The sequence below is a fragment of the Streptomyces sp. NPDC049954 genome, assembly GCF_040656295.1.
Classification (GTDB): domain Bacteria; phylum Actinomycetota; class Actinomycetes; order Streptomycetales; family Streptomycetaceae; genus Streptomyces.
The window spans coordinates 547,978-569,350 of record NZ_JBFALS010000004.1 but is presented as its reverse complement, the minus strand read 5'-3'; the positions used below and the strand labels follow the sequence as shown (position 1 = coordinate 569,350).

General features: G+C 75.0%; 17 protein-coding genes. 7 read left to right on the top strand and 10 right to left on the bottom strand.

Annotation, left to right across the window (positions count from 1 at the left end; translation table 11 throughout):
• Positions 1-43 precede the first annotated feature (43 nt).
• The 3 genes from AB0J21_RS11705 to AB0J21_RS11695 form a co-directional block, all read right to left on the bottom strand.
• Entirely contained in the window at positions 44-1,603 is a 1,560-nt protein-coding gene (locus AB0J21_RS11705) for an exopolysaccharide biosynthesis polyprenyl glycosylphosphotransferase (RefSeq protein WP_363145676.1), read from the bottom strand.
• A complete protein-coding gene (locus tag AB0J21_RS11700) occupies positions 1,600-2,856 on the bottom strand; it encodes a glycosyltransferase (RefSeq protein WP_363145752.1) in 1,257 nt (418 codons plus the stop codon). The genes AB0J21_RS11705 and AB0J21_RS11700 overlap by 4 nt, the downstream gene beginning before the upstream one ends.
• 111 nt (positions 2,857-2,967) lie before the next feature.
• Positions 2,968-4,152 (bottom strand): DUF3344 domain-containing protein, encoded by a 1,185-nt coding sequence (locus AB0J21_RS11695; RefSeq protein ID WP_363145675.1) that lies wholly within the window; start codon positions 4,150-4,152, stop codon positions 2,968-2,970.
• 474 nt (positions 4,153-4,626) lie between these two features.
• Here AB0J21_RS11695 and AB0J21_RS11690 point away from each other — a divergent pair, with 474 nt between their 5' ends.
• The 3 genes from AB0J21_RS11690 (at position 4,627) to AB0J21_RS11680 (ending at position 6,353) form a co-directional block, all read left to right on the top strand.
• On the top strand, positions 4,627-4,869 hold the full coding sequence (locus tag AB0J21_RS11690; RefSeq protein WP_363145674.1) for a chaplin: 243 nt from the start codon (positions 4,627-4,629) through the stop codon (positions 4,867-4,869).
• A gap of 185 nt (positions 4,870-5,054) precedes the next feature.
• Positions 5,055-5,495: a hypothetical protein gene (locus AB0J21_RS11685; protein ID WP_363145673.1), complete on the top strand. Its 441-nt coding sequence runs from the start codon at positions 5,055-5,057 to the stop codon at positions 5,493-5,495.
• A 354-nt stretch (positions 5,496-5,849) separates the two neighbouring features.
• The gene (locus AB0J21_RS11680) at positions 5,850-6,353 is read left to right on the top strand and encodes a DUF5949 family protein (protein ID WP_363145672.1); all 504 of its coding nucleotides are present in this window, start codon (positions 5,850-5,852) and stop codon (positions 6,351-6,353) included.
• A 31-nt stretch (positions 6,354-6,384) separates the two neighbouring features.
• Here the strand turns inward: AB0J21_RS11680 and AB0J21_RS11675 are convergent, their stop codons facing one another.
• Together AB0J21_RS11675 and AB0J21_RS11670 are read right to left on the bottom strand one after the other, a co-directional pair.
• Entirely contained in the window at positions 6,385-7,257 is an 873-nt protein-coding gene (locus AB0J21_RS11675) for a 4'-phosphopantetheinyl transferase superfamily protein (RefSeq protein ID WP_363145671.1), read from the bottom strand.
• Positions 7,258-7,351: 94 nt separating this feature from the next.
• Positions 7,352-9,643 carry a glycoside hydrolase family 3 N-terminal domain-containing protein gene (locus tag AB0J21_RS11670; protein WP_363145670.1) on the bottom strand — a complete coding sequence of 764 codons (2,292 nt, stop codon included), beginning with the start codon at positions 9,641-9,643 and terminating at the stop codon, positions 7,352-7,354.
• A gap of 211 nt (positions 9,644-9,854) precedes the next feature.
• On the opposite strand from AB0J21_RS11670, the gene AB0J21_RS11665 reads away from it, so the two are divergent.
• Both AB0J21_RS11665 and AB0J21_RS11660 read left to right on the top strand, forming a co-directional pair.
• The gene (locus tag AB0J21_RS11665) at positions 9,855-10,472 is read left to right on the top strand and encodes a TetR/AcrR family transcriptional regulator (RefSeq protein ID WP_363145669.1); all 618 of its coding nucleotides are present in this window, start codon (positions 9,855-9,857) and stop codon (positions 10,470-10,472) included.
• 169 nt (positions 10,473-10,641) lie between these two features.
• Positions 10,642-11,850 carry a ricin-type beta-trefoil lectin domain protein gene (locus AB0J21_RS11660; protein WP_363145668.1) on the top strand — a complete coding sequence of 403 codons (1,209 nt, stop codon included), beginning with the start codon at positions 10,642-10,644 and terminating at the stop codon, positions 11,848-11,850.
• Between the two features lie 142 nt (positions 11,851-11,992).
• On the opposite strand, the gene AB0J21_RS11655 is transcribed toward AB0J21_RS11660, so the two are convergent.
• Positions 11,993-14,053 carry an MMPL family transporter gene (locus AB0J21_RS11655; protein WP_363145667.1) on the bottom strand — a complete coding sequence of 687 codons (2,061 nt, stop codon included), beginning with the start codon at positions 14,051-14,053 and terminating at the stop codon, positions 11,993-11,995.
• 433 nt (positions 14,054-14,486) lie between these two features.
• Between AB0J21_RS11655 and AB0J21_RS11650 the strand changes: the two genes are divergently transcribed.
• Entirely contained in the window at positions 14,487-15,869 is a 1,383-nt protein-coding gene (locus AB0J21_RS11650) for an MFS transporter (protein WP_363145666.1), read from the top strand.
• Between the two features lie 25 nt (positions 15,870-15,894).
• Here AB0J21_RS11650 and AB0J21_RS11645 read toward each other — a convergent pair whose 3' ends face one another.
• From AB0J21_RS11645 to AB0J21_RS11635, 3 genes are read right to left on the bottom strand one after another with little or no spacing between them, the layout of a single operon-like run.
• Entirely contained in the window at positions 15,895-17,265 is a 1,371-nt protein-coding gene (locus tag AB0J21_RS11645; protein ID WP_363145665.1) for a cytochrome P450, read from the bottom strand.
• Between the two features lie 3 nt (positions 17,266-17,268).
• Positions 17,269-18,243 (bottom strand): DUF1702 family protein, encoded by a 975-nt coding sequence (locus AB0J21_RS11640; protein WP_363145664.1) that lies wholly within the window; start codon positions 18,241-18,243, stop codon positions 17,269-17,271.
• 2 nt (positions 18,244-18,245) lie between these two features.
• Positions 18,246-19,244, bottom strand: coding sequence for a DUF1702 family protein (locus AB0J21_RS11635; RefSeq protein WP_363145663.1), 999 nt, complete (start codon positions 19,242-19,244; stop codon positions 18,246-18,248).
• A 409-nt stretch (positions 19,245-19,653) separates the two neighbouring features.
• Between AB0J21_RS11635 and AB0J21_RS11630 the strand changes: the two genes are divergently transcribed.
• Positions 19,654-20,532: an NAD-dependent epimerase/dehydratase family protein gene (locus AB0J21_RS11630; RefSeq protein ID WP_363145662.1), complete on the top strand. Its 879-nt coding sequence runs from the start codon at positions 19,654-19,656 to the stop codon at positions 20,530-20,532.
• Between the two features lie 69 nt (positions 20,533-20,601).
• On the opposite strand, the gene AB0J21_RS11625 is transcribed toward AB0J21_RS11630, so the two are convergent.
• A complete protein-coding gene (locus AB0J21_RS11625; RefSeq protein ID WP_363145661.1) occupies positions 20,602-21,318 on the bottom strand; it encodes a DUF899 domain-containing protein in 717 nt (238 codons plus the stop codon).
• Positions 21,319-21,373 lie beyond the last annotated feature (55 nt).

The window sequence follows — 21,373 nt, the reverse complement described above, 5'->3', positions numbered from 1 at the left end:
GCGGCGGGGGTGGCCGGGAGGGTGGCGGCAGGGCTCAACGCGGTCAGCTCCCCGAGGGGCGGACGAGGGAGACGGCGGTGCGCAGCAGGATGCGGGTGTCCTGCCACAGCGACCAGTGGTCGATGTAGTGGTTGTCGTAGCGGCAGCGGTCCTCGATGGAGGTGTCGCCGCGCAGGCCCGAGACCTGCGCGAGCCCGGTGATGCCCACGGGCGCGCGGTGGCGGTGCCGGTAGCCGCCGTACGCCCGGCTGAACTCCTCCACGAAGTAGGGGCGTTCTGGCCGGGGGCCGACCAGGCTCATGTCCCCGCGCAGGACGTTCCACAGCTGGGGCAGCTCGTCGAGCGAGGAGCGGCGCAGGAAGCGGCCGACCGCACTCATCCGCCGGTCCTCGGCGACGTTCCAGCGGGTCGCCGCCTCGCGCGGGTCGGCGGGGCGCAGGGTGCGGAACTTCAGCAGCGTGAACGGCTTTCCGTTCAGCCCGATCCGCTCCTGCCGGAACAGCACGCCGGGCCCGTCGCTGAACCGCACGGCCAGCGCGCAGGCCAGCAGTACCGGGGACAGGGCGAGCAGCGCGGGCGCGGCGAGCAGCACGTCCTGCGCGCGTTTCCCGGCCCCCGCCCGGCGCCGCCCCGGCGGCAGCCGCCGCACGGGGTAGCCGGCGAGCTGCGTGCCGTCGCCGGACGGACCGTGGCCCGGGCCGCGCACGTCGACCTGCCACAGTTCGCAGCCGTACGCGCGCAGCAACCGCACGTGGGACAGGGCGGGTTCGCCGACGAGGAGGGCGGCGCGCACGTCGTTCTGCACGAGCGCGCGCCGCATGTCCTGCGCCGAGCCGAGGACGGGCAGCGGTCCCGGTCCGGCGGGCGCGGGGGCGACGACGCCGACCGGGCGCAGCACGGGCCGCACCTGTCGCAGCAGGGCCCCGGCCACGTCGTGGGCCCGCGCGTCGCCGAGGACGAGCGCGGACACGGGCCGCAGCCTGCGGCGGGAGGTGCGGCGCAGGTGCACGGCGGCGCGGGCCGCGCAGGCCACGAGCGACTGCCCGGCCCACGCGGTGGCCAGCGTCGCGAGTCCGAGCGCGACGCCGGGCCGTACCGCCGCGAGCAGGCCCGCGGCGACGCACCAGGCCACGCAGGTCCGTCCGCACAGCGCGGGCACCTCGTCCAGTACGGAGGGCTCGGGGCCGGGCCGGTACAGCGCGGCGCTGCGGACGTTGAGGCCGACGACGCAGCCGAGGACGAGGCAGAACAGCCACCAGGGCCGTCCCTGCGCGGCCACCGAGGTGCCCGCCGCCGCGCCGAGGACGTCGGCCCCGACGAGGGCGAGCGAGGGGTGCGGGGCGCGCCGCGAGGAGCGCGGCAGCGCGCGCCCGGCGGCGGACCGGCCCCGCACCGGGGGCAGGGCGGCGGGGACGGTCCGCGCGAAGCCGCCCTTCGCGGGCCGCCCGCGCGCCGACCGGGCGGGCGGCGCGGACAGGGTGGCGGTCCGCGTGGTGCCCGGCGGGGCGGGCGGCCGGGCCGGCCGGGGCGCCTCCGGGGCCGGTGCGCCGCCCGTCGGCGTCGGGGCGGCCGGGCCCGGGGGGAGGGTGCTGTCCGCGTTCACGTCGTCGTCGGCTCTCTGTGCTCGGATGCCCGGGCGCGGACCGCGCGCGGGGCGGGAGGTGTGGTCCGGTCCCCGGGCGGGGACGCCGCGCCGGTGTCCGGTCCCGGTGCCGCCTCCCGGTACGGGCCGGGGCGTGGCGACCGGTACAGGTCCGTGGTGCGCGCGGCCGTGTCCCGTACGTCGTGGGCGGCGCGCACGTGGCGCAGGGCCCGTTCGGCGAGGGCGGCGCGCAGGGGTGCGTCCCGCAGGAGGTGCACCAGGCGCACGGCGAGCGCGTCCGCCTCGCCGGGCGGTACGAGGCAGTGCGCGGTGTCCAGCGGCGGCAGGCTCTCGCGGGCACCGCCCACCTCGGTCAGGACGACGGCCCGGCCGCAGGCCATCGCCTCCAGCGGGGCCAGCGCCATGCCCTCCCAGCGGGACGGCTGCACGACGAGGTCGGCGGCGCGGTACCAGCGGGCGGCGTCCTCGGTGGCGCCGACGAAGGTCACGCCCTCGGGGGCGGCGCGGCGCAGCGCCTCCTCGTCGGGCCCCGAACCGGCCAGGACCAGGTGGGCGCCCGGCACTTCGCGGCGTACGGCGGGCCACGCGCGCAGCAGGACGTCCTGGCCCTTCTGCCGGCACAGCCGCCCGACGCACACGACGAGCGGCGCCCCGTCGGCGACGGCGTACCGGGGCCCGTCCGGCCGGAAGACGGTGAGGTCGACGCCGTTGGGGACGACCGCCCACCGGGCCCGTACGCCGGCCGCGATCCCCGTGTCGCGTTCCGCCTCGCTCACGCACACGACGCGGTCGGCCCAGCGGGCCGCGTACCGCTCCCAGCGCAGGGCGAGCGCGGCGAGGGTGCCGTCGACGGCCTCGAAGGACCAGGCGTGCGGCTGGAACACGGTCGGCAGCCGGCCGCGCACCGCGAGCCGCGCGGCGAGACCGGCCTTCGCGCTGTGGGCGTGCACGAGGCCGGGCCGCACCCGGTCCAGGACGCGCCCGAGTTCGGCGGTCTCGCGGTACAGCGCGGCGCCCGGTTCCCGGCCGGCGCGCCAGAGGTGCGGGGTCGCGCCGTGGCGCCGCGCCCCGTCCGCGAGCGTGCCGCCCTCGGGGCACACGAGGTGCACGTCGATCCCCGACCGCCGCTGGGCGCGCACGAGTTCGGCGACGACCCGGGCGACCCCGCCCTCGACGGGCTGCACGACGTGCAGGACGCGCGCGGGCAGCGGCGGCGGGCCCGGGACGGCCACTCGGTCTGGTGGTGCTGACAGTGTCACGCGCGGGACCCCACTCGTGAGAGACGGAAGGGACGACGGGGACGGCAGGAAGGCGCGGGTGGCGCGGCGGGCCGGGCGCCCCACGGCGGCGGGGCGGGCGAAGGATCAGTCGGCCGAACCGCCGCCCCCGGTACGGGACTCGGCGTCGGTCTGGAGGAACAGCGCGCCGAGCCACAGCGAGTCGCGCTGTGCCGTGACACGCACCTGGAGGCCGGTGCCGCCGGGCCGCAGCGCCCGTGTGAGGTCGAGGACGTCGGAGTCGTAGCCGAAGGTGTGCGGCGGGCCCGGCACCCGGTCCCCGGCCCGCTCCCTCCCGCCCTCGCTCACCGTCGAGTTGAAGACGTCGGCGGTGGGGTTCGCGGCGTCCCCGAGCGGGACGGCGGGCGCGTTCCCGGTGCGTACGGTGACGGAGTCCCCGTCGAGGCCGCGGTCCCCGTCGTAGGCCACGATCCCGGCGCTGCCCCGCGCCCCGGCCGGCACCCGCAGGGCGGGCAGGCCGACGCTCAGCGAGCGCCGGTCGCGTTCGTCGGCGTGCAGCGTCCGGAAGCCGTCCCACAGGCTCAGCCGCCGCAGCGGCTCGCTCCCGCGCTCGTACGCGGCGACGAGGGTCCAGCCGCCCCAGCCGCCGGTCGGCGAGTTGCCCCTCGCGACGTTGATCTGCGCGACGGTGTAGAGGCCGGGGCCGCCGGCGCGCACGGAGCGGGTGACGTCGGCGGAGGACTGGAAGGCGTCCGCGCCGCCCGCGACGCGGTGGCCGGTCACGGTGTCCGCGCGCAGTTCGCGGTAGGCGCCGCCCGGTTCGGCGAACAGCACCCGCGCGTTGTCCTTGGGCGGCTTCTGCTCCCCCACCCGCAGGTTCCCGCCCCAGTACAGCCGCGCGTACCTGATCCGCGCGCCCTCGGGCACCCGCAGCCGGGCCCGCGTCGAGTTGTACGTGTTCGGGTCGCGGTCGGCGTCGGCGTAGAAGAGCGAGTAGTCGCCGTTGGCCACCAGCGGGGCCGCGCCCCGCCCCTGGCCGCCCGTGGCCGCCGCCTCCGCGCACGAGGGCACCTTCGGCGTGAGCGCCCTGCGGCAGGTGACCGCCGTGTTGGCCGCCCGCACGAAGCCGCCGTGCAGCACCGCCGACCAGCGCTGGGCGATCGGCAGGCTCGCGGCCTCGCGGTCCGGGGCCGCCGGACGGGGCGGGGCCGAGGCGCCCGCCGCGGTCACGCCCGCGATCAGCGCGAGCGAGGCAAGCGCACCGACCGCGCCGTGCCGCAGCGCGGCGGACAGGTGACGTGGACTTCGCATGGGTGTTCTCCGGGAGAGGACGGCCGTTCGGGACGGGCGGGTGAAGGACGGCGGAATCGAACGTCACGGAAAGGCCCGGCACACGCCGGAAAGGAAACGCCAGGAAAGAGAACGTCAGGAAAGAATCGGAAAGCGAAAGGACCGACCGGACTGTAACCCCGCACACAGAGAGAATCGCTCAGCACGATCACGCGACCGGAGTGTTCTTTTCACATCGGCTGCCGGACTACTCGAATGGGCCCGCGCCCTGGGACACGCGGGTGACCCCGGAAGCCGCTCGGTACGAGAGGGCGGCGGGGCGGGCGCGGAGCCGGGCCCCCGGCGTGCGCGGGGAGCGCGAGAGGGCGGGGAGGGGGCGGAGGCGGGGCGGTTCACCTTTTCGGGGCACAACCCGGGCCGGTGCGCGGCCGTTGTTGCTCACGCCGGGCCTCGGTCCGGTCCGACCGCCCCCGATCGATCAAGGAGCGCTTCTCCATGTCGCGTACCGCCGCCAAGGCTCTCGTCCTGTCCTCCGTCGCCGCCGCCGCGCTGGCCGGCACGGCCGGTATCGCCAGCGCCGACGCCGGTGCCCAGGGCGGGGCCGCCTTCTCGCCGGGCGTCCTGTCCGGCAACGCCGTGCAGATCCCGATCCACATCCCGGTCAACCTGTGCGGCAACACCGTCGACGTGGTCGGCCTGCTGAACCCGGCGTTCGGCAACACCTGCGTCAACGCCTGACCCGTCCGGCGAGCAGCCGCAGGACGACCGGCGTGCGCCCCCGGCGCCCACGCACACGGCCGCTCTCCAGCCAGGAGGGCGGCCTTCGTGCTCCGGTCCGCGAGGCCCGCCCCTCCCGCAGCGCTCCAGCACGTCCCGTGCTCCGGCCCGTCCACCCGTTCACCCGTCCACCTGAAGGAACCCCCATGAAGTTTGTGAAGACGGCCGCGCTCGTGGCCGGCACCCTGGCCGCGGCGGGCGCCGCAGGCCCCGCCTTCGCCGCCGGTGAGCTGACCCCCGGCAGCGTCAACGGGGGCCTGAACTCCGTGGTCGAGCAGGGCCAGGGCGCCCTCGGCACCGTCGCGAGCGACGCGCTCGACCCGAACGTGCCGGACTCCGCCGGACACACGCTGGAGCCCGTGGTCGGCAAGCTCACGCCGCTCGCCCCGAAGGAGAAGCTCAACGCGCGCGACGTCCTGACCGGCAAGGTCCTCGCCGACCTCACGGACCGGGCCGGCACCCAGCTCCTCAGTGACGAGCAGGCCGGAGCACCCCTGGGACAGCTCCTCGGCGACGAGCGCGGCGCGGGCCCCGCCGGCCAGCTCCTCGGCGGCCTGCCCCTGGGCGCCCTGCCGCTGGGCCGCTGACCGGCTGGGCCACCGAGCCGTCGCCACCGAGCCGGACGGGCGGCGCCGCGAGGCGCCGGCCCAGACCCCCGGGGAACGCGCGAGCGCCCGTCCCGGGGGTTCACGTTTCTGCTTCCCGCCGCCCCCGCCGACTCGCGGGCCCGTTTTCCCCGCGTCCCGGGGCGGCCTTACGACGGCGGCTCCCCGGAATCCGCAGCGATATGTCCCGGGCACCGCCCCCCGTCATTTCCCGCCGTTCCCCGTCGCCCGTACAGAATTCCGCCCGCTCCCCTTTGGAGTGATGGCCGGAATGGGCTAGGCCGGTCGGGTGACAGGCCGGACGGGAAAATGTGGCCGAGTCGCTATGGTCCGTCCGTGACTTCCACCGACAGCGCCCAGCGCATCTTCCGCCCCGCCGAACTCGGCACGCTCGTCGTCGTGGCGTGGAGCGGGAAGCATCCCGACGACGACCACGACATGCCGTTCCTGCTCGCCTATCCGCTCGGCGACGGGACGGCGGGCTACGCGGGCGTCTCCGGGGCGGCCCATGCCCTGCTGGCCGACACCGGGCTGCCGGTCGGCGGTCAGCTGCTCGACGGCCGGGAGACGACGAGCCTGCCGGTGACCCTGCTGGTCGAGGCGGGCTCGGCCTCGCTCACCATGCCGCCCCAGCTCAACGCGCAGTGCGAGGTGCCGCCCGAGTGGTTCGCGGCGGCCCGTCAGCGCGGCTACGCCTACTTCATCTTCGCGACCCGCCCGTGGCCCGAGGCCGTACCCGGGCGCACCATCACCGACGAGGCGCTCACCGCGTTCGTCGGCGACGAGTCCATGCTGACCTCCTCCGCGCACGTCCTGCTCCCGGTCCGCACCCTGCGCTGAGCCGTCCGGCGCGCGTCCCGCGTGCCCGGCCTCAGCCGTGCGGCGGGAACCGGTCGGCGAGCACGTCGCGCCCGGCCCAGGGGGCGGGCGCGGGGCGCACGGTGACCACGCACGGGGACGGGGTGCGGACGGCGACGGCCGCCGCGTGGCCCGCGACGACCGGCAGGTCCACGACCCGCCAGCCGGGGGGCGCCGTACGCAGGTCGTCGGCGGCGAGGTCGACGCCGATCCCGGTGCCCACGCCCTTGAGGTACGCCTCCTTGCGCGTCCACAGCCGCGCGAAGGCCGCGGCGCGCCCCTCCTCCCCGGTGGCCGCCCCGATCTCCGCGCGCTCACCGGGGTGCAGCGCGGTGGCGACCTCGGTGACGGTCTGGGGGCGGGGGCCGGGTTCCACGTCGACGCCGACGGCCTGCGCCGCGACGGCTATCGCGACAAGGTCCCCGCCGTGCGAGAGCGAGAAGGCCGGTCCCGCCCCGTCCAGCGCGGGGCGGCCGTGCGGTCCGCCGCAGCCCGGGCAGTCCTCGCGGACGAAGCGCAGCGCGGCGGCCTCCCGGCCGGTGCACAGGGCGAGCACGGCCCGCAGCGCGCTGTGCGCGAAGCCGTACCGCACCCGGTCCACCTCGCGGCGGAAGGCCCGCATCCGCTCGTGCTCGGCCGGGTCGAGGTGGCGGGGCCCGGTCCGCGCCCACTCCCCGGCGCCCGGCACCGCGAGCAGCCACACCGACACCGCGCCCACCGGATGCTCGCGCAGCCCGTCCGGGGACAGCCCTGCGCCGTTCACCACGTCCGGGCCGCCGGACCGGTCCGGGAAGCCACCCGGCCCGCTCGCCGTGTCCAGCGGGGCGTCCGCGCCGCCGGCCAGGTCCGGGGGCAGACCCCCGCCACTCACCAAGTCCTCCGCCACGTCCCCATCCTGCCGCAACCCGGCACCGCTCCGACAGGGGTCACCGGGACCCGGCCGCGCGCCCCGGGGGGTGCGCGGCCGGGCGCTCGCGGGCTCAGTCCTTGATCGTGAACCCCGCGCGCAGCAGGTCCTGTTCGCGCGAGGAGTGGCCGACGAGCAGTTCGAAGGCGCCCGCCTCGACGATGCGGCGGCCCTCGGCGTCGACGATCGTGCAGTCGGCGGCCGGGAGTTCGAGGGCGACCTCGCGGGACTCGCCGGGCGCGAGGGTGACCGCGCGGTACGCCTTCAGCTCCTTCTCCGCCCAGGTCACCGAGGACACGGTGTCGCTCACGTAGACCTGCACGACCTCGCGCACGGGCCGGCCGCCGGTGTTGCGCAGGCTCACGGTGGCGCGGACCGTGTCGCCCTCGGCGACCGCCGGGGTGCGCACGACGAGGTCGGAGTACGCGACGGTGGAGTAGCCCAGACCCTCGCCGAACACGAAGGCCGGGTCCTGCGTGAGGTCGGCGTAGCGGTCGCCGTGCTGGCCGCGCACCTGGTTGTAGTACGTCGGCTGCTGGCCCGCGTGCCGGGCGAAGGAGATCGGCAGCCGGCCCGTGGGCTCGACCAGGCCGAGCAGCACCTCGGCCACCGCCCTGCCCCCCTCCATACCGGGGTTGGCGGCGTACACGAGGGCCGCCGCGCGGTGCGCCGAGGGCGGCAGGACGAGCGGCTTGGAGGCGATGACGACGACCACCATCGGGGTGCCGGTGCGCTCCAGGGCGTCGAGCAACGCAACCTGGTCGCCGATGAGTTCGAGGGTCGCGGTGGAGCGGCCCTCGCCGACCAGCTCGATCCGGTCGCCGACCACGGCCACCACGTAGTCCGCGTCCGAGGCCGCCGCGACGGCCTGTGCGACGAGTGCCTCGTCGGGTTCGGCGGGGACGACGATGTCGGGCCGGGGCTGTCCGTCGGGGAAGAAGGCGCCCGCCGGGTCGGCGCCCACGGTCAGGACCTCGGCGCCGCGCGCGTGGGTGACCGTCCAGCCCTCGGGGACGTGCGCGCGGAAGCCTTCGAGGACGGTGGTGATCATCTCGCGCGGCTGGCCGTCCGGCAGCCAGTCGACCTGACCGGAGGAGCCGGCCCAGTCGCCGAGCTGGTTCTGCGCCTCGTCCGCGTTCGGGCCGATCACGGCGATCCTGCGCGGCTTCCCGTCGGCTGCGGGGAGCGCGCGGCCGGTGGCGTCGGCCTCCAGTCCGCCCGCGAGCGGCAGCGTGCCGTCGTTCGTGAGCAGCACCAGGGACCGGCGGGCGGCCTCCAGGTTCAGCCCGGCGTGCGCGGCGCTGCCGATGAGTTCGGCCTGCCGCGCGGAGTCGGGGTGGCGCGGGTTCTCGAACAGGCCAAGCTCGAACTTGAGGGTGAGGATGCGGCGCACCGCCGCGTCGATCTCCGCGCCCGTCAACAGCCCTTGTTCCAGGGCCTCCAGGGCGCCCTCGTAGAACTTCGGGGTGTTCATCACCATGTCGTTGCCGGCCTTGACGGCGGCTGCGGCGGCCTGCGTGTAGTCGGCGAAGATGTGCTGGTCCCACACCATGCGGCCGACGTTGTCCCAGTCGGTCACGAGGGTGCCGGTGTAGTTCCACTCGCCACGCAGCACCTCGCTCAGCAGCCAGTTGTTGACGGTGATCGGCACCCCGTCCATCGACTGGTAGCCGAGCATGAAGCTCCGGCAGCCCTCGCGCGCGACCCGCTCGAAGGGCGGCAGGAACCAGGAGCGCAGCTTGCGGCGCGAGAGGTCGGCCTCGCTCGCGTCCCGGCCGCCCTGCGTCTCCGAGTAGCCCGCGAAGTGCTTGGCGGTGGCGAGGATCGCCGTCGGGTCGTCGAGGCCCTCGCCCTGGTAGCCGCGCACCATCGCGGAGGCGAGTTCACCGATCAGGAAGGGGTCCTCGCCGAAGGTCTCCGAGATCCGGCCCCAGCGCAGGTCGCGCGCGATGCACAGGACCGGCGAGAAGGTCCAGTGCACCCCGGTCGCCGCGACCTCGACGGCGGTGGCCCGCGCGATGCGCTCGACCAGCTCCGGGTCCCAGGTCGCGGCCATGCCGAGCTGGGTCGGGTAGATCGTGGCGCCGTGCCAGAACGAGTGGCCGTGGATGCAGTCCTCGGCGACCAGCAGCGGGATGCGCAGCCGGCTGCGCTCGGTCAGCTCGGCCGCTTCCAGGACGCGTTCGGGAGAGGCGTGCAGGATCGAGCCCGCGTGCTTGTCCTCGACCGCCTCCCGTACGCCTTCCTTCCCGTTCAGCTGGAGCATCTGGCCGACCTTCTCCTGCGGCGTCATACGGCCGAGCAGGTCGTCGACCCGCTCGGCGACGGGCAGCGAGGGGTCACGGTACGGCGGGTTGGGGCCCACAGGAGTTCCTTTCACCACGTCGACGACGTGCTCGGCGGACGGGACACCCCCTCGGCAGGCCGGGGCGGCGGCAGGCGCACGGCGTGGCCGCACGACCACCCCGCCCTCCCACCGTACGCTCAATACCGACCACCTGGTAAGTATGTGGTGGGGGCGGTTCCCGGCCAGAGCCGGACGACCCACGCCGTGCGGCGGATCGGGAGAGTGGCGTATGAGCGGGCAGGTACGGAAGGGCTACGCGAAGGGCCGGGCCCGCCGGAGCGAGATCCTCGACCAGGCCATGACGCTGTTCGGGGAGGCCGGTTACCGGGGCACCTCGCTGCGGCTGATCGCCCAGCGCTGCGGCATCTCGCACCCCGGGCTGCTGCACCACTTCCCGACCAAGGAGTCCCTGCTGCTCGCGGTGCTCGAACACCGCGACGCGGTCGACGACCTGTGGCTGTACGCGGGCGAACCGCGCGGCGTGGACCGGCTGCGGCGCCTCGCCGACCTGACCGAGCTGAACGCGACCCGGCGCGGCATCGTCGAACTCTTCACCCTGCTCGCCGCCGAGGCCACCTCCCCCGAGCACCCCGCGCACGCCTACTTCGTCCGCCGGTACCGCACCTCCGTCGCCGACGCCCTGCGCGCCTACGAGGAGGCGGCGGCGGCCGGTTTCCTGCGCCCCGGGATCGAGCCCGTGGTGGCCGCCCGGCAGCTCATCGCGCTCATGGACGGCCTCCAGGTCCAGTGGCTGCTGAGCGACGGGGCGACCGACATGGCGCAGGCGGTCCGCGCCCACATCGCCTGCCAGCTGACGCTCAACTTCGTTGCGCAAGCGGCTGGTTGACGCCCCCTACCGGCCATCGGGGGGTGCCGGGCGGCTCCTTCCGGCCAGACCCGGGCCCGGCGTGCGCACACCGTTGACGCGCCCCGGCCGGCTCACTAGCTTCCCGATCGCTGACAACGATGTCGCCGGGCGTCGAGCCCGCCGGGAACCGCACAGCGAGGAGCCGCACATGAGCACCATGAGGAAGGCACCGCAGGACGGAAGACGGACCGGGACACGGCGGCGGACCGCCCGTCCGCGCGGGCGGTCCGTGCGCGGGGCGCTCGTGGCCCTGACGGCGCTGGCCCTCGCCGCGTGCGGGACGGCGCTGTCCGGACCGGCCTTCGCGACCGCCCAGGACACCCCGGCGCGCGCGGCGGCCAGAACGCCCGTACGGCTGATGCCGCTGGGCGCCTCGATCACGGAGGGCGTGGGCAGTTCCACGGGCAACGGCTACCGGGGGCCGCTGCACGACGCGCTCGAAGCGGACGGCTACGAACCCGACTTCGTCGGCGGCCTGCGCAACGGCACCATGGCCGACCCCGACCACGAGGGGCACTCGGGCTGGCGGATCGACCAGGTGGCCGGGATCGTGGACGGCTCCCTGGCCCGCTACAAGCCGAACGTCGTGACGCTCCAGGTCGGCACGAACGACCTGGGCCAGCAGTACGAGGTGCCGACGGTCTCCGACCGCCTGGACGCGCTGATCGACCGCGTCCTCGCCGGCTCGCCCGGAGTCACCGTGCTGGTCAGCCCGTTGTTCGTCACCACCAACCCGACCATCGAGGCGACCCGGGCGGAGTACGACCGGCGGGTCCCGGAGATCGTCCGCGCCAAGCAGGCGCAGGGCAAGCACGTCGGGTTCGTCGACACGAGTGCCGTGACCGCCGCCGACCTCTCCGACGAACTCCACCCGGGTGACGCCGGATACCGCAAGGTCGCCGACGCCTTCCACCGCGCCCTGCTCACCGCGGACCAGGCCGGCTGGCTCAGCACACCCGTGCCCAACGGCGCCCAGGTGCGCTCCGGCGCCGGCGGCAAGTGCCTGGACGTCAGCGGCGGCAACAGCGCCAACGGCACCGCCGTGCAGCTGTGGACCTGCAACGCGACGGACGCGCAGTGGTGGACGGCCTCCTCGGACGGCACGCTGCGCGCGCTCGGCAAGTGCCTGGACGTGACCGCCTCCGGCACCGCCAACGGCACGAAGGTGGCCCTGTGGGGCTGCAACGGCGGCGCCAACCAGAAGTGGGAGGCGTACAACGGCGGTTACCGCAACCCGCTGTCGGGCCGCTGCCTCGACGCCCCCGGTTTCGCCTCGGCCGACGGGACCGCCCTGGACATCTGGGACTGCGACGGCGGCGCCAACCAGAAGTGGACCCGCCTTCAGGTGGTGTCGTAGGCACGGGGTCGTGAGCACGGGGTCGTAGGAACGGTGTCGTGAGCACGGCGTCGTAGGCACGGCGTCGTAGGCACGGGAAGGACGCGCGGGGCCCGGGCCCGGGCGGTGGCGAACCCACGCCCCCCGGGACCCCGCGCGGGCCCTACTTGGCGGAGGTCTCCCGCTTCCTCCTCCGCACCGGCACCGTCCACCAGTTGGCCTTGCCGAGCAGGGCGACGAGGGCGGGGGCGAGGACGCCGCGGACGAGGGTCGCGTCGATGACGATGCCGAGCGCGAGGGCGGTCGCGAGGATCTTGACGTCGGTCGTGGGGACCCGGGAGAGCGCCACGAACGCGAGGAACAGGATGAGCGCGGCCGAGGTGACGAGCCGCCCGGTGCGGGCGAGTCCGCGCACCGTCGCGGTGCCGGTGCCGGCGCCCGCGTCGTACTCCTCGCGGATACGGGACAGCAGGAACACCTCGTAGTCCATGGAGAGGCCGAACAGGAACGCGAACACCGCGATCGGCACCCAGATGGTGAGCGACCCGGCCGCCGACTGCCCGAACAGCGCCTCGGTCGCGAAGCCGTGCTGCCAGATCAGCACGGTGACGCCGTAAGCCGCGCCGAGCGACAGGACGTTGAGCGCGAGCGCCTTGACCGGCAGCCAGAACGAGCGCAGCGCGCGGGCCAGCAGCAGGAAGGTCACGACGACGATGAGGGCGATCACCCAGGGCGCGTTGCCGTAGACGGCGGTCAGGAAGTCGGCGTCCTCGGCCGGGGTGCCGCCGACCTGCGCGCCGGTGCCCTCCGCGGCCTTCCGGATCGCGGCCGCCGCGTCGGAGCCGGGCCCCGTCGCGGTGTCCTCGGCCGTCCACACGTCGACGACGCGCCGCCCGTCCGCCGACCAGCGGCCGGGTGCGACGATCCCCGCGACCCCGTCGACCGCGCCGAGCGCCTCCCGTACGGCGCCGGGGTCCCCGGTCACGATCTCGACGGGGTGGGTGAGCCCGCCGCCGAGCCCCGAGCGGTCCACCTGCTCGACGGCGGTGGCGGCGGGCCCGCCGAGCGAGGCCAGCGAGTCCGTCGTGGACTGGCCCAGCCGCAGCGTGAGCACGGGCGAGGCGAGCGCCAGCAGGAGGACGGTGGCCCCGGCGCAGGCCCACCAGCGGTGCCGCACCACGGCCCGGCCGATGCCGTGCCACAGCCGGCTGTCGGAGTCGCGGGAGCGGCGCCCCGGCCACTCCAGCCGGTGGCCCACCGTCAGCAGCAGCGCGGGCAGCAGGGTCAGCGCGGCGGCCACGCTCACCAGCGGGATGAGCAGTCCGGTGAAGCCGACGCCGCGCAGGAACGGCACGGGCAGCGCGATCAGCGCGGCGAGGCTCACGGCGACGGTGACCCCGGAGAACAGCACGGAACGCCCGGCCGTCGCCATGGCCCGCCGTACCGCCTCGACGGTGCCGGCGCCGCGCCCGCACTCCTCGCGCCAGCGCGTCACGACGAGCAGCGCGTAGTCGATCGCGACGCCGAGCCCGATGAGCGCGAGCAGGTACTGCACGATGAACGAGATGTCGGTGAGGCCGGTGAGCCCCCACACGATCAGGAAGGTCGTGAGGATCGAGGCCCCGGCGATGAGCAGCGGCATGAGCGCGAGCGCGGAACCGAACACGAGCAGCAGCACGACGAGCGCCCCGACCCCGCCGAACAGCGTCTCGGCGAGCACCCCGGCCCCGCCGCCGCCCCCGCCCGACTGGAGCGCGTCCTGCCCGGTGACCCGCACGGTGCCGGGCGCCCGCGCCGCGACCTTCTCCAGCGCGGGCAGCGCCGCCGCGTACGGGTCCTGCCCCGGCACGGGACGCGGGTACACGAGGACGATCCCGGTGCGCCCGTCCTTCGCGAGCAGACCGGGCTCCTGCGCGTACGAGGTCACCCGGGCGCCCGGCGCGGCGCGTTCGACGGCCCGCACGAGAGGTGCGGCCGCCGCGCGTCCCACCGGCCGCTTCCCGTCCCCGACGACGAGCAGGACGGGCGCGTTGGCCCCGCCCGAGCCGAAGTCCCGCACGATCCGCTCATTGGCCTGGTACCCCGGCTGGTCCGGCAGCCCGAAGTCGTAACTCAGCGCGGAGGTCGCCTTCGGCGCCGCGTACCCGCCGGCGAGCGCGAGCACGAGCCACGCGATCAGCACGAACATCCGGTGCCTGACCACGAATTCGGTGACTGCCCGCACGTCGTACGTCCTGTTCCTCGGTGATGGGGTGGTGGTCTCGCGTCGCCGTGGTGCCGTCGCCGTGGTGCCGCGTCACCGTGGTGCCGAGTGTGCCGTGCAGCCGGCCGGTCGTCCCGCAGGCCGCCGGGTCCACCACGACGCGCCGCCCCGGCATGCCGCGTGTGCCCGGCCGGCGCGATCTCACCACCTCACCACCTCACCGGCCGCGCGGGCCCCGGCCCGGAACGTGGACGTCATCCGCAGGAGCGAGCCCACCCTCCTCTTCTCCCACGCGGAGAAGGAGAAGCAGCAGTCCGCCGAGGCCCTGGGCGGCTGACGTCCGTTCGCCCAACTGGCTGCCGGGGGGCCGTGATCGGCAGTCCGGGCCCGGGTCCTATCCTCTGTCGGGTTGGCTCTTCCGTGCCCGGCTCGACCGAGGGGGACGAGACTCGCGATGACAGCAGGAGTCACCGGGGGGCAGGCGGTCGGCAGTCGTGGGTCCTGGCTGCCGCTGCTGGCCTCGACCACCGCTTCGGTGGTCGCCATGGACAGCCTCGCCGTGCCCATCGCGCTCGATCCGTGGGGGACGGGGCCGCAGATGTCCCTCTCCCTGCTGGAGTGGACGGTGATCGCCTACAGCCTGGCGTTCGCGGCGCTGCTGCCCGCGGCCTGCGCGCTCCACACCCGGTACGGCTCGCGGCGGATGCTGTGTGCTGGGCAGGTGCTGCTCGCCGCCGCCTCGGTGGGCTGCGCGCTCGCGCCCGTCGGGGCCTGGCTGGCGCTCGGCCGGGCGGGGCAGGGGGCCGCCGCCGCGCTGGTGACGCCCGCGGTCCTCAGGCTGGCCGGGCAGCTCTCCTCGCCGCGCACGCGCGGCCTGGTGCTGCCCGGGTGCGCGGGCGGCGGGATCGAACTGTCCGCCGCGGGCGGCCCGTTGGTCTGCGCACTGGTGGCCCAGGGCGGGGACTGGCGGTGGATCTTCTGGCTCAACGTGCCGGTCTGCCTGCTCTCCCTCGTCCTCGCGGCGGGCTGGCGGCCCGACCGGCACGACGTGCCGGGGCGGCCGGACCTGGAGAGCGCGCTCGTCACGGCCCTCGGCTGCTTCGCGCTGGCCTGGGGGGTGACCGAGGGGACGCGGCGCGGCTGGGACAGCGCGGCGGTACTGCTCGGGCTGGGGCTCGGGACGGTGCTGCTGCTGGTCCTGCTGGCCGGCCGCATCCCGCTCGGCGGGTTCCGCGCGCGGGAGTTCCTGGCCGTCCGCGTCGGTTACGCCTGCGGCTGCGCGGCGCTCTACTGCACGGTCCTGCTGCTCCAGCGGTACTTCCTGGCCACCGACCCGGTCGGCCGGCCGCTCTACGCCTGGCTGCACCTGGCCCCGCTGTGCCTCGGGCTGCTGGTGTGCGCCCCGCTGTCCGATCCGCTCGCGCTGCGGCTGGGCACCAGCAGGCTGATGGCCCTGGCCCTGGTCACCTCCGCGCTCTCGCTCGGCGCGCTCGCCTGGGGCGCGCACCGCGGCTCCCCGTACACCGTGCTGCTGCTCCCGCTCCTGCTGAGCGGGGCCGGGATCGCCCTGGCCGTACCGACGGGCCGCACCCTCGCGCTCGTCGTACCGGCCAAGTCGCTGCCCGGCGCGGGCCTGCCGGCCGTGGGCGCGCTGCGCAACCTCGGCGGCTCGTTCGGCGCCGCCTCGGTCGGCGTGCTGCCCGCCTTCCACGCGTCCGGTTCGGGGGCACGGTCCCTGGACGGCCTGGCCCCGGCCATCGGCATGGCGGGGCTGATCTGCCTGGCCGGTGCCGCGACGTACTTCGCGGTACCGAGCCGCCGAAGCCCCCTCCGGTAGGCCGGCGGGGCTTCGGCGACGCGCCCTACGCGCCGCGCACCGACATGCGCAGGCCGCCGCGTACCCGGAGCGAGAGCATCGGCTCGGGGACCACGGACGCGCCCCTCGGCAGTTCCAGGCGCAGTTCGCGCATGACCATCGCGATCACGAAGACGGCCTCCATCATCCCGAGGTGGTTGCCCACGCAGAAGCGCGGTCCCGCGCCGAACGGGATGTACGCGTAACGGGGGCGCTGCGCCCGCCGGTCGCGGTCGAAGCGGTCCGGTTCGAAGCGTTCGGGCCGCTCCCAGAACTCGGGGTGCCGGTGCAGCGTGTAGGGGCACACCACGACGTCGGCGCCCGCCGGGATGTCGTATCCGGCGATGACGTCGGGGCCCTGGGCGATGCGGGAGAGCATCCACACCGGCGGGTAGAGCCGCATCGTCTCCTCGACCACCATGGTCGTGTACTCCAGCCGGTGCAGGTCCTCGAACTCCGGCAGCCGGTCGCCGAGCACGCTCCGCGCCTCCTCGCGCAGCCGCTCGGCCACCTGCGGGTGCTGGTCGATGAGGTAGAAGGCCCAGCCGAGGGTGCTGGCCGTGGTCTCGTGCCCGGCCAGCAGCAGCGTGACCAGTTCGTCGCGCAGTCTGCGCCGCGCGATCCGCGGGTCCCGCTCGGCGCGCACCGACACGAGCAGCCGGGAGAGCACGTCGTCCCCGTCCTGCCCGCCCGGCACGCGGTGCGCCGCCAGTTCCTCGGTCGCCTTCTGCAGGCGGGCCCGCGCCGCGCGGAAGCGCAACTGCTTGGGCAGCGGCAGGAACTGCGGGACCGCGCCGATGGTGACGACCTCGAACATCGCCTGGTCCTGCACGGCCTCGAAGTCGTGGCCGATCGAGGCGTGGCCGCCGAGGTCCTCGTCGAGCAGGGTGCGCCCGAGCACCCCGAGGGTCAGCTCGGTCAGCTGCGCGGTGATGTCCACCGGCCCGTCCCCGGTCCTGGACCGCAGCCGGCCGACCATGCGCGCCGTCTCCTCGGCCACCACGGACGCCTGCGCCGCGATCCGCCTGGCCTGGAAGGCGGGCTGGATCACCCGGCGCTGCTCCCGCCACAGCTCGCCCTCGCTGGTCAGCAGCCCGTCGCCGAGGGCCCGGCGGGCCTGGTGCAGGCCGATGCCCTTGTGGTAGTTGCCCGGATTGTCGGCCAGCACGTACTTGGCGTGGTCGGGGTGGTTGAAGAAGTAGAGGGTCTTGGGGCCGATGGCCATGCGTACGGCGTCGCCGTAGCCGTTCGCGGCCGTCCGCATCAGGGCGAGCCGGTCGCGCAGCAGCATGTCGAGCAGCTTGACGGTGGACCACCGGGAGGGGCCCGGCGGCACGCGGCGCCGGGTGCCGCCCGCCCGGGACTGGGTGTCGGTCACGGCTCAGCCCTCCACGCCTGCGGCCAGCCGGTCGGCGATCCCGCGGCGCCACAGCTCGTAGGCCGGGACGCCCTCGTCCACGCAGGGGTCGGGCAGCGCCTCCTGGCAGACCCGCACGGCCTGTTCGGGGGTGGCGTCGCACAGCACCTCGGTGGCCAGCGCGGTGTGCGCGTTGCCCAGCCCCGCCTCCAGGCGCGCGGTGGCCGCGAAGGCAGAGCCCTGGGCGAGCCAGCGCCCCTGCTTGCCCGCCCGCTCGCGCAGGAGCCGCAGCTCCGCCTCGCCGACGCCACCGGCGTACGTGGCGGCCAGTCCGGTCCCCGCGTACAGATCCGGGTGCCGGTCCTCGGAGAACGACTTGATCATGGTGCTGACCCGTTCGACGTCGGTGCCGCCGACGAACCACAGGGCGCGCCCGATCCCCTGGTCGATGACCCGGTCCGCGGCCCGGGACCACCCACCCCCCGGCCACGGGAAGCCGGGCTCCTGGTACTGCTCGTGCACGTACTTGCCGGTGTGGAAGTACGCCTGGTGGAAGCCGTAGCCGTCGAGCACCAGCCAGCGCAGCAGGGGGTCGGCGGTGTACATCCGCGACCAGCGGAACCGCGGGACGCGGGCCATGGCCCAGCCCACCCCCACGTAGACCATGTACACGTGCTTGGCGCCCTCGCCCCGCAGGAGGCGCTCCACGTGCCGGGTGCCGCCGACCGGCAGCCCGTCGCGCACCGCCATCCCCATGCCCGCGCCCTCGTAGGCGAACCCCCGGAACTCCGGTGGCACGCTTTCGAGCCGGGTCTCGGCCTCCTGGGCCGAGGAGGACGCCGCGGCGTACGCGTAGCCGGTCAGGAAGGTCTCGCCGACCTTCTCCAGCCGTTCGCGGGCCTCGGGGCTCTTCTCGTGGAAGCCGCGGGTGGACAGCTTCGTCTCGTTCGTGCTGGGGGTCAGCAGGCGGCTGCGGAGCCGGCCGAACTGGTTCGCCATCTCTACTCCTCGTGGGAAGGGGTGACGGCCGCGCTCACGAAGTGCTCGCGGATGTTGCGGCGCCACAGCTCGTACTGCGGCACCGGGCCGGTACCCGTGCGCTCGACCTCGGTACGGTCGGCCAGGTCCACGGCCTCCTCGACGCCCAGTCCGGTCAGCTCGGCGGCGCCGGTGACCGTCTGCCCGGGCACGAACCGTGCGTGGTGCCTGGCCTTGATCGCGAAGACCGCGCCGATCGCGAGGTCCGCGTCGTGCCCGGCCCGGGCGGCCGTGTCGCGCAGCCCGGCCAGTTCCGCGGCCGTCGCGCCGCCCGCGAAGGTCGCCGCGAGACCGACGCCGCTCCACAGGTCGGCCCGCCGGTCCCCGGCGAAGCGCCCGACGGCTTCGGCCACCGCGGCGCAGCGGCCCCCGTGGATGAACCACAGCGCGCGCCCGATGCCCTGGTCCACGGCGCGCAGGAAGTACCCGGGATGCCCGTCCCACGGGTACGGGTCGGGCCGCGACTGGCGGTCGATCCACCGCTCCGTGTCGAAGTACGCCAGGTCGAAGCCGTAGCCGTCGACGGCCAGCCAGCTCATCGTGGGGTGGAAGGGGATCTCGTGCAGGTCGGGCATCACCTTGCGCCACAGCGGACGCGGCAGCCGGGCCATGGCGAACCCGATGCCGATGCAGGCCAGGAAGAAGTGCGGGCGCCCGGGGCCGAGGATCAGCTCCCTGGTCCGGTGCCCGCGTACCGCGTCGCGCACGGTGAACGCCATGACGGCCCCCTCGTACGCGAATCCGCGCAACTCGGGTTCCACCATGGCCAGTCGACGCTCGATCTCCTCCGTACCCCGCGCCTCGATCCCCCATTCGAAGCCGACGACCACCGACTGCGGGATCGCCTCCAGCCGCGCGGTGGCCGGGGTCGGGGTGACCGGGAACCCCCGGCCGGCGAAGCCGACCGAGTGCAGCGAAGGGGCGAGCAGGAGCCTGCGCAGCGAGCCGAGCGGGGTGGCCATGGGCAACTCTCCCTGGGCGGTCGGTCGGGCGGTGTGGTCCGGGACGGCTGCGTCCCGGACACCTGTGCCAGACATCGTGGTCCGTGCCCGGGGGCCTCGGCCACTTCCGGAGTGCGCCGTCACGGAATATCCGCCGGCCACTCAAGTCAACTGTGTGCGCCTAGAGTTGACCGGACCCGGCAATCTCGAAGGTCACCGTCCGGCGGCGGGATGCCACCATCACTTGATCCGCGACCGGGCGGGCCTTCCGGCACAGCACCGGGTCCGAGGAGCCGCGGGCGCCGACAGGAGACCACCCGAACCCGCCTCCGGCCGCCTCCCCTCTCGTCTCGTCTCGTCTCGTCTCGTCTCGTCTCGTCTCGTCTCGGCTCGAAGGAACGTCTCCCAGAACAGAACGGAGTCCCATCGGATGTCTGACACCCCTGCGCCGAGCGGCGCCACGCGCGTCCTGGTCATCGGCTCCACCGGATACCTCGGCCGGTACGTCGCCCGGTCCTTCGCCGAGGCCGGGTACCACGTCGCGGCCCTGCAACGCCCCGGCGGACGGCCGGTCGACCCCCGCTATCCGGCGGTGCCCGGCGATCTGGCGGACCCGGCCTCGCTGCGCACCGCCGCCGAGGGCTTCGACCTGGTCGTGCACGCCGGCCGGATCGAGGGCGAGGCGGAACGCGAGGGCGTCGAGGCGATCCTCGCCTCCGGCGTCCGGCTCATCCACACCTCGGGCGCCGACGTCCTCGGCCCCGGCCACACCTCCGAGGACACCGTGCCCGAGCCGCCCCGGTGCGTGGCCTGGCGCGCGCCGGTCGAGCGGGCGGTGCGCGCGGGCGGCGGGATCCTCGTCCGGCCCGGACTGATCTACGGCGACAACGGCGGTGTCGTACCGGACCAGTTGCTGCCGGTGGCCGCCGCGCTGGGCGCCGGGCTGTACTACGAACGGCGCGGCATCCGCTGGCCCGCGGTGCACGTCGCGGACCTCGCCGAGCTGTACCCGCTGGTGGCGGAGAAAGCCGCGCCGGGCACCGCGTGGAACGGCGTCGCCGAGACCATCACCGTCGACGAGCTGGCCGCCGCGACCGGCGGCGGCGCGGCGGTGTGCCGGCCCACGACCGACAACCCGCCCGCGGAGATCGCGGACATCGTCGAGCTGTACGTGATGGACCACGAGGTCAGCTCGGAGAGGACCCGGCGCGAGCTGGGCTGGCGCCCCAAGTACCTCGAAGCCATCGCGTACTTGCGTGAGGAGTGCGCGGCGGCGCTGGCCGCACGCGGTCCCCGGCCGGTGCGCTGACCGCACGCGAACGTCCCGCCCGCCGGTTCGGCGGGCGGGACGTTCACCGCGGTGCGGCGCCGGGAGGTGTCAGGACCCGGCGGCGGCGTAGCGGTCGTGGTGGCGCAGCCAGTCGCGGCCGAGGTCGTCGCGCCGGCCCAGCGGGGTCATGTCGGCGTACAGCAGGGTGCCGTGCAGGATGTCGATCCCGTCCCCGTAGGCCGAGTAGGTGTGGTAGACGGTGTCGTCGTCCGCGCGCCAGAACACGCTCATGCCGCCGGCCTCGCCCTCGGTGAACCAGCGGCCGTCCTCCTCCAGCGCCGCCTTGTCCATGTAGTCGTACTCGACGGGCGCGACGTCCTCGTCCAGGGTGACGTGGAAGTCGTAGTTGAACCGGGTGCCGTGGGAGGAGACCCACGGAACGGTCCAGCCCATCCGCTCCTTGAACGGCGCGATCTTGCCGTACGGAGCGCGGGAGACCAGCGCGATCGTGGTGTCCAGGGCGTGCAGGTGGGACAGGTCGCCGATGTTGTCGGCGACGAAGGAGCAGTGCTTGCAGCCCTCCTCCCACTCCGGGTCGAACATGAAGTGGTAGGTGACCAGTTGGCGCTTGCCCTCGAACAGGTCGAGCAGCGAGACCTTGCCGTCCGGGCCCTCGAAGACGTAGCCCTGGTCGATCTGGCGCATCGGCAGCTGCCGACGCGCGGCGTTCACCTCCTGACGGGCGGCGAACTCCGCCTGCTCCTGCTCGTGCAGCTGCCGCCGGGCGGCGAGCCATTCCTCGGAAGAAACCACCTTGGGTGCCATATTCGCTTCGTCCTCTTCTCGTTTCGGGACCGGCGCCGCCCGCCCGGAGGGCCGG

Bases quoted from the DNA above. Each gene is read 5' to 3' on its own strand.
- AB0J21_RS11695 (WP_363145675.1), bottom strand. From the start codon at position 4,152: ATGCGAAGTCCACGTCACCTGTCCGCCGCGCTGCGGCACGGCGCGGTC.
- AB0J21_RS11690 (WP_363145674.1), top strand. From the start codon at position 4,627: ATGTCGCGTACCGCCGCCAAGGCTCTCGTCCTGTCCTCCGTCGCCGCC.
- AB0J21_RS11685 (WP_363145673.1), top strand. From the start codon at position 5,055: ATGAAGTTTGTGAAGACGGCCGCGCTCGTGGCCGGCACCCTGGCCGCG.
- AB0J21_RS11665 (WP_363145669.1), top strand. From the start codon at position 9,855: ATGAGCGGGCAGGTACGGAAGGGCTACGCGAAGGGCCGGGCCCGCCGG.
- AB0J21_RS11660 (WP_363145668.1), top strand. From the start codon at position 10,642: ATGAGCACCATGAGGAAGGCACCGCAGGACGGAAGACGGACCGGGACA.
- AB0J21_RS11650 (WP_363145666.1), top strand. From the start codon at position 14,487: ATGACAGCAGGAGTCACCGGGGGGCAGGCGGTCGGCAGTCGTGGGTCC.
- AB0J21_RS11640 (WP_363145664.1), bottom strand. From the start codon at position 18,243: ATGGCGAACCAGTTCGGCCGGCTCCGCAGCCGCCTGCTGACCCCCAGC.
- AB0J21_RS11635 (WP_363145663.1), bottom strand. From the start codon at position 19,244: ATGGCCACCCCGCTCGGCTCGCTGCGCAGGCTCCTGCTCGCCCCTTCG.
- AB0J21_RS11630 (WP_363145662.1), top strand. From the start codon at position 19,654: ATGTCTGACACCCCTGCGCCGAGCGGCGCCACGCGCGTCCTGGTCATC.
- AB0J21_RS11625 (WP_363145661.1), bottom strand. From the start codon at position 21,318: ATGGCACCCAAGGTGGTTTCTTCCGAGGAATGGCTCGCCGCCCGGCGG.